Raw genomic sequence first — 7629 nt, 5'->3', positions numbered from 1 at the left:
ACGCCCGTGGCCCCGGCCGCGGCCCCGCGGCCGGCCGGCGACGCCGCCACCGGCGGCGGAGCCTCCGACGACACCTGAGAGAATCGGTCCGTGCACATGCCCGAAGCGTCCAGCCCCGTCAGCCCGGCCGCAGCGCCCGCCCCGCGGGTGTTCTCCGGCATCCAGCCCACCGCCGACTCGTTCCACCTCGGCAACTACCTGGGCGCGTTGCGGCAGTGGGTGTCGCTGCAGGACACGCACGAGACGTTCTACTGCGTCGTCGACCTGCACGCGATCACCGTGGAGCACGACCCGGAGCTGCTGCGGCGCCGGACGCGGGTGTCGGTGGCGCAGCTCATCGCGATGGGCGTCGACCCCGACCGCGCGACGCTGTTCGTGCAGAGCCACGTCCCCGAGCACGCCGAGCTGGCGTGGGTGCTCGGCTGCCTCACCGGGTTCGGCGAGGCCAGCCGGATGACCCAGTTCAAGGACAAGTCGTCCAAGCAGGGCGCGTCGGGGACGAGCGTCGGGCTGTTCACCTACCCGGTCCTGCAGGCCGCCGACATCCTGCTGTACACGCCGGAGCCGGGCACGGCGGCGCTTCGCGTCCCCGTCGGCGAGGACCAGCGGCAGCACCTGGAGCTGACCCGCACGCTCGCGCAGCGGTTCAACCACCGGTTCGGCGAGACGTTCGTCGCGCCGGAGGCGCACATCCCCGAGGGCGCCGCGAAGATCACCGACCTGCAGGAGCCGGACGCGAAGATGAGCAAGTCGGCGTCCTCGCCGCAGGGCATCATCGACGTGCTGGAGGAGCCCGGCCCGATGCGCAAGAAGATCATGCGCGCGGTCACCGACACCGGCTCCGAGGTGGTCTACGACGAGGAGAAGAAGGCCGGCGTCACCAACCTGCTGCGGATCTACTCCGCGCTGGACGGCACGTCCGTCGCCGACCTCGAGGCGAAGTACGCCGAGTCCGGCTACGGCCAGTTCAAGAAGGACCTCGCCGAGGTCGTCCTCGGCACCTTCACCCCGATCCGGGAGCGCACCACCGCGCTGCTGGACGACCCGGCGGAGCTCGACCGGATCCTGGAGAAGGGCGCCGAGCGGGCCGGGGCGGTCGCCGCGCGCACCATGGAGATCGTCCGCGACCGGGTCGGCTTCGTGGGACGCGGTCGCTGACCGTGGCGGGCGAGGGGGGCCGCCCGGTGTCCGCGGACACCTTCGCCGGCGTGTCCGCGGACACCTTCGTCGGGGTGCCCGCGGGCCCGCCCGCCGGCGGCGTCCGGATGATCGGGGTCGCGATCCCGGTCCCGGAGCCGTACGGGACGGAGCTGCAGCGCACCCGCGCCGCCTACGGCGACCCGCTCGCCGACGCGATCCCCACGCACATCACGCTGATGCCGCCGACCGAGGTCGCCCCCGGCGAGATCGCGGCGATCGAGGCGCACCTGCTGGACGTCGCGCATTCCGAGCGCCCGTTCCGCATCCGGTTGCGCGGCAGCGGAACGTTCCGACCGGTGTCCCCGGTCGTGTACGTCGCGCTGGCGAAGGGGATCGGCGGCTGCGAGCGCGTCCAGGCGAAGGTCGCGTCGGGGCCGCTCGCCCGCCCGCTGCCGTTCCCGTACCACCCGCACATCACCATCGCCCACCACCTGCCCGACGACGTCATGGACCGCGCCTACAAGGACATGTCCGGCTACCGCGCCGAGTTCGAGGCGTGGGGGTTCTCACTGTACGAGCACGGCTTGGACGGCGTGTGGCGGCCGCAATGCGATTTCGTGTTCGGCAATGGGAAACGCCACTCAACGTTCAACGGTTGATTACCGTCCGCCGCATCGAGCGTCCAGGGTTGGGTACGTTGCGTACATGCGGCAGGTGATCAGCGGGGTTCAGCGGCGGATCGAGGCTCTGCTGGAGACCGGGAAGGCCCTGCTGGACGCCGCGCGGACGCGCTGGCGGTGGTTCGACCACCTCGCCCGCGCGTTCGAGCGCTACCAGGAGCGCCGCGGCGACCGGCTCGCCGCCGCCCTGACCTGCTACGGGTTCCTGTCGTTCTTCCCGCTGCTGGCGCTCGCGTACTCGCTGCTCGGCTACCTGGTCGGGATCAGCACGCAGGCCCGCGACTACTTCGTCAAGGCCGTCCAGGAGCTGCTGCCGGGGCTGTCGGACCAGCTGCAGGTCGAGCAGATCGCCCAGTCGAAGACGGCGGTGGGCGTCCTCGGCCTGGTCGCGCTGCTGTTCACCGGGCTCGGCTGGGTGCAGGTGCTGCGCGAGTCCCTCCGCGACATCTGGGGCAACCCGCCCACCGGCGGCGGCAACTACTTCCTCAAGCGGCTGTGGGACCTCGCCGTCCTCGCGTTCCTCGGCGTGATCCTCATCTGCGGGATGGCGGTGTCGACGGTCACCTCGTCGGCGACCCACACCGTCCTCGGCTGGTTCTCGCTGGACGACGTCCCGGGCGCCGGCACCGGGCTGCGGCTGCTGTCGCTGGCCTGCGCCGTCGCGTTCGACACGGTGATCTTCCTGGTGCTGTTCACCCGGCTGTCCGGGACGATCGCGCCGTGGCGGCGGATCATCCGCGGCGCGCTGTTCGGGGCGCTCGGCCTGGAGCTGCTCAAGCAGGCCGCGACGCTGCTGATCGGCCGGACGACGCAGAACCCCGTCTACGCCTCGTTCGCCGTCCTGGTCGGGCTGATGGTGTGGATCAACATCGTGTCCCGGTTCACGCTGTTCGTCGCCGCGTGGACGGCGACCCGCCGCGTCGTGCTGAAGGCCGACGCCGAGGACCCGGAGAACCTCGCCGACCAGGAGATCGGCGACCTGGAGGACCGCCGCGAGGCGGAGGAGCACCGCGAAGCGGAGGAGCACCGCGAAGCGGAGGAGCACCGCGAAGCGGAGGAGCATCGCGAAGCGGAGGAGCACCGGGAGCTGGAGCGGGACGGCCGGGAGCCGGAAAAGCGCCGTGAACCGGAGCGGGACGGCGCCACCGACGCCCGGGCGTCCGAACGGCTCTAGCGGGCCCCGTCGTTGTAGGAACCGTCGTTGTACGAGCCGTCGTCGTAGGAGTCGTACGGGCCGTCGTTGTAGGACCCCGCGTAGTTCTCGGTGTTCCCGCTGTTCCCGGTGCTTCCGGCCGGGCCGGGGTTCTGGACGCTCCGCACGTTCCCGCTCGGGCCGACGCCCCCGCCGGGGCCGATGTTCCCGGCCGGGCTCGGCAGCGGGTGGCGGCGACGGCGGCGGTACACCGCGAACAGCACGCCGATGGCCAGCAGCGCGCCGGCCGTGCCGCCGCCGATCTCCCAGACGAGGGCGGACGAGCCGCCCGACGAGTCCAGCGAGGTGCCGGGGAGAACGCCGCCCGACTCGCCGTCGGCGTGCTTCTTCGCCTGCGCGTTGCCGGGCGCGGCCAGCGTGCCGACCGGCTGGACCTTGCCGCGCGCCGCGAACCCCCAGTCCAGCAGCTTCGCGCCGGCCTGGAACGGCGAGCTCTCGCCGTGCATCACCGAGACGATGATCGTGTGCCCGTCGCGCCGCGCCTCGGCGACGTAGGTCTGCTGGGCGTGCACGGTGTAGCCGTTCTTGCCGCCGAGCATGCCCTTGTAGCCGTACTTCTGGCCCGGCAGCAGCTTGTTGTGCGTGTAGATCGGGTAGCCGCCGACCTTCTTGTGCTTCTTCCGCTCCTTCTTGGTCGGCGGCGCCGGGAACTGGAACTGGGTGGCCTGCACGTACGTGCGGAACTGCGGGCTCTTCATCGCCTCGCGCAGGAACAGCACCAGGTCGTAGGCCGACGTGTGCTGGGTGCGGATGTTCAGGCCGTAGTCGACGTCGAGGCCGTTCGGCGACGCGGCGAGCGTGTCGTCGGCGTGCAGGTACTTCGCCTCGGCGTTCATGTCGGCGATGGTCTTCCTCATGCCGCCGTTGGCCTCGGCGAGCGTGACCGCCGCGTCGTTCGCCGACATCATCATCAGCGCGTGGAACAGGTCGGACACCTTGTACTGCATCGACGGCGTCAGCCCGACCTTGGTGCCCTCGACGTCGCACGCCTTCTGCGAGGGGCGGACGAGCCGGTTCGGGTCGAGCTTGGTGACGAGGGTCGCCGAGGTCAGCGTCTTCAGCGTGCTGGCCGGCAGGTACTGCCCGTGCGGGTCCTTGGCGGCGAGCACCTCGCCGGTGTCGGCGTCGGCGACGAGGTAGGAGGAGAACTTCAGCTTCGGCAGCGCGGGGACGCCCGGCGCCCTGTTCAGCACGATGCCGCGGCCGGCCAGCTGCGGACCGCCGACCGGGTCGCGCGGCGCCGCGGCCGGGCTCGCGGCCGCCGGGGCCGCCAGCAGGCACACCGCGCTCAGCGGCACGATCATCGGTACGGTCATCCTCGGCACGGCGCGCCGGACCCCGGTCCGCCCCTGTCGTCCTGCTCGCAAGCTTCCGACGCTCCTCAGTCCCGCAGCGGCCGTTCCGCCCCGCACGCCCATGGCTCCCCCGAAGACTAGGCGACACATCCGGCGAAGGGGTACCCAACCGCGAAGACGGCAAGCTCGGGACGGATGAGGCGTATGGTGCGTTAGACGATTTTTGTGGTGCTTATGACTACTCACGGTATGTAAGCGGACGCTAGGCTCGGTCACCGTCCGTCGCCGCAGGTATTTTGGGACGGGCGGACTAGTTCGATCGAGTGGTGTCGGGTACATGATCAATGACCGAAAAGTAGGGGACGCGCGGGCCCGAAGGCCGCCCGTACGAGTCAATTGATCCGCGAAGGGCATGGAGTCCGGCGTGGCGAAGGGCGCGGGCGCCATGATGGTGTGAACACGTGACCTGGACCGGCGTTTGTCCAGGCTTAGGGACCCGCTGGCTGAATTGCGCCACGTGCCACGCAACGACCTGCAAGGATTGTGGACGGAGGTTGGCCGTGGCCATTGAGTTCAACGCATCGAGGGGCACCACGCTCGGCGTCGAGTGGGAGATCCAGCTCGTCGATGCGGAGACCCGGCACCTGCGGCAGGACGCGCGCCAGGTGCTCGCCGCGCTGCCGTCGCTCAGCGAGGACGGCGACATCCCCAAGGTCCGGCACGAGCTCATGGAGTCCACCGTCGAGGTCGTGACCGGCATCTCGCACACCGTCGGCGAGGCCAAGAACGACCTCGCCGCCACCCTCGGCGAGCTGCGCGCCGCCGCCGCCGACCGCGGCATCGCCCTCGCCTGCACCGGCACCCACCCGATCAGCGACTGGCGCGACGCGGTGATGGCGCCGACGCAGCGCTACGCCGACCTCGTCGAGCAGATGCAGTGGCTGGCCCGGCGCATCCAGACCTTCGGCGTGCACGTCCATGTGGGCGTCTCCGACGTGTCCAAGGCGATCCCGATCGTGAACGCGCTGTCGTCCTACCTCCCGCACTTCCTGGCGCTCACCGCGTCCAGCCCGTTCTGGAGCGGCGCCGACACCGGGCTCGCGTCCTGCCGGGCGGTCGTCTTCGGTCAGCTGCCGACGGCCGGTCCTCCCCACTTGCTGGACGACTGGGCGGCCTTCGAGGATTACATGGACACCCTGATGCGTGCCGGAACCATCCGGAGCATCAAGGAGGTCTGGTGGGACATCCGCCCCCACCCCGACTTCGGCACCGTCGAGATCCGGATGTTCGACGGGATCCCCACCCTGCGCGAGGTCGGCATGGCGGCGGCGCTCTGCCAGAGCCTGGTCACCCTGTTCGAGCAGCAGCTCGACCGCGGCTACACGCTGCCGCGGCCGGCCGCGTGGGTCGTCCGCGACAACAAGTGGCGCGCGACCCGCTACGGCCTCGACGCCATCGTCATCACCGACGACAGCGGCAGCACCGCGCCGCTCCGCGACGACCTGTACGAGCTGATCCGCGAACTGGAACCGGTCGCCGACCGGCTCGGCTGCGCCGAGGAGCTCAAGGTCGCCGGCGAGGTCCTGGAGCACGGGGCCCCCTACGAGCGGCAGCGCGCGATCCGCGCCGCGGGCGGCTCGCTGGAGAACATCGTCGACGCGGCCGTCACCGAACTCGCCGAGGACCGCTTCGTCGCGCTGGGGGAGGTCGTCCATGCCGGGGCCTGAGCGGCCGGCCCGGCCGGACGGGAGCCCCGAGGGAACGGCGACGGGCGCTTCGGGAGAGAACACGGGGGGCACCGGCGCGTCCGGTGCCCGCGAGGACAGCGGTGACGCCGGCACGGCGGGCGGCACCGGCGGCACAGGAGAGAACACCCGCGCGGCCGGCAGCGGCGGCGCCGGGAAGGACACCGGCAAGAACACCGGGCGGGAGCCGAGCGGCCCCGCCCTCGCGCAGGGGGCGCACATGACACAACCGGGACCCGGGGTGATGCCCGGCCTTGAACCACCGACCGCCCCGGGACCGGAGGGCCCCGCGGGCAGCGAGCGCCCGGCCGCGCTGCGGCCGCAGCTCGAGGTGTTCCTCGCCCGGCACGAGGAGGAGCTCGTCGCGTTCCGCCGCGACCTGCACATGCACCCCGAGCTGGGCTACAACGAGCACCGCACCACCGCGCGGATCGCCGAGCGGCTGCGCCTCGCCGGGCTCGAACCGCGGATCCTGCCGAAGGGCACCGGGCTGATCTGCGACATCGGCCCCGGCGACGGCCCGACCATCGCGCTGCGCGCCGACATCGACGCGCTGCCGCTGCAGGACGAGAAGGAGAGCGCCCCGTACCGGTCGACGGTGCCGGGCGTCGCGCACGCGTGCGGGCACGACGTGCACACCACGATGGTGCTGGGCGCCGGGCTGTTCCTCGCGCAGCAGGCCGAGGCGGGGCTGCTGCCCGGCCGGGTCCGGCTGCTGTTCCAGCCGGCCGAGGAGACCCCGGGCGGGGCCCTCGACGTGATGGCCGCCGGCGGCATCACCGGCGTCGACCGCGCGTTCGCGCTGCACTGCGACCCGCGCATCGAGGTCGGCGAGCTGGGACTGCGCAGCGGCCCGATCACCGCGGCCTGCGACAAGGTGTACGTGAAGGTCACCGGCCCCGGCGGGCACACCGCCCGGCCGCACCTCACCGCCGACCTGGTGTACGCGCTCGCCAAGATCGTCACCGAGCTGCCGTCGGCGCTGTCCCGGCGGGTCGACCCGCGCTCCAGCCTGTCGCTGGTGTGGGGGCGGGTGTCGGCCGGGTCCGTCGCCAACGCCATCCCCGACGACGGCGTCGCGGAGGGCACCGTCCGCTGCCTGGACGACGAGGCCTGGCACCGCGCGCCGGAGATGATGAAGGCGCTGCTGCAGTCGGTCGCCGCCGCCTACGACGTGGAGGCGTCGCTGGAGTACGTCCGGGGCGTCCCGCCGACCGTGAACGAGGCGGCGAGCGTGCAGATGTTCCGGGACGCGGCCGCGCAGGTCCTCGACGAGGAGGGCGTGGTGCCGACGCCGCAGAGCCTCGGCGGCGAGGACTTCGGCTGGTACCTGGAGTCGATCCCCGGTGCCCTCGCCCGGCTCGGCGTCCGCACCCCCGGCTCGCCCGGCGAGTACGACCTGCACCGCGGCGACTTCGACGTCGACGAGCGCTGCATCCCGGTCGGGATCCGGGTGCTGGCGGCGACGGCGCTGACCGCGCTGTGGGACGGCGCCCGCCCGGCCGACCCGGAGACCGTCGAAGGCGCCACCCTCGCCTGAACCCGCCCGGCGCCCG

Annotated in this window: 6 protein-coding genes; 5 read left to right on the top strand and 1 reads right to left on the bottom strand. The window is 72.1% G+C overall.

What is annotated here, in order from left to right:
• Window positions 1-96 precede the first annotated feature (96 nt).
• Genes trpS through F9B16_RS47535 form a run of 3 tightly spaced genes read left to right on the top strand, consistent with a single transcriptional unit; the run spans window position 97 to window position 2994 of the window.
• On the top strand, window positions 97-1158 hold the full coding sequence (gene trpS, locus F9B16_RS47545) for a tryptophan--tRNA ligase (RefSeq protein ID WP_151546863.1): 1062 nt from the start codon (window positions 97-99) through the stop codon (window positions 1156-1158).
• A gap of 26 nt (window positions 1159-1184) precedes the next feature.
• The gene (locus F9B16_RS47540; protein WP_225992605.1) at window positions 1185-1799 is read left to right on the top strand and encodes a 2'-5' RNA ligase family protein; all 615 of its coding nucleotides are present in this window, start codon (window positions 1185-1187) and stop codon (window positions 1797-1799) included.
• Between the two features lie 46 nt (window positions 1800-1845).
• On the top strand, window positions 1846-2994 hold the full coding sequence (locus tag F9B16_RS47535) for a YihY/virulence factor BrkB family protein (protein WP_225992604.1): 1149 nt from the start codon (window positions 1846-1848) through the stop codon (window positions 2992-2994).
• On the opposite strand, the gene F9B16_RS47530 is transcribed toward F9B16_RS47535, so the two are convergent.
• A complete protein-coding gene (locus F9B16_RS47530; RefSeq protein WP_151546860.1) occupies window positions 2991-4349 on the bottom strand; it encodes a D-alanyl-D-alanine carboxypeptidase family protein in 1359 nt (452 codons plus the stop codon). The genes F9B16_RS47535 and F9B16_RS47530 overlap by 4 nt on opposite strands.
• Window positions 4350-4888: 539 nt before the next feature.
• Here F9B16_RS47530 and F9B16_RS47525 point away from each other — a divergent pair.
• Window positions 4889-6055, top strand: coding sequence for a glutamate--cysteine ligase (locus F9B16_RS47525; RefSeq protein WP_151546859.1), 1167 nt, complete (start codon window positions 4889-4891; stop codon window positions 6053-6055).
• A gap of 238 nt (window positions 6056-6293) precedes the next feature.
• Window positions 6294-7613, top strand: a complete 1320-nt coding sequence (locus F9B16_RS47520; RefSeq protein WP_151546861.1) for a M20 family metallopeptidase — start codon at window positions 6294-6296, stop codon at window positions 7611-7613.
• Window positions 7614-7629: the final 16 nt, after the last annotated feature.

This window comes from Actinomadura montaniterrae (assembly GCF_008923365.1).
GTDB classification, from domain to species: Bacteria; Actinomycetota; Actinomycetes; order Streptosporangiales; family Streptosporangiaceae; genus Spirillospora; species Spirillospora montaniterrae.
The sequence above is the reverse complement of the archived record's forward strand: the minus strand, read 5'-3'. Positions and strand labels throughout refer to the sequence as shown.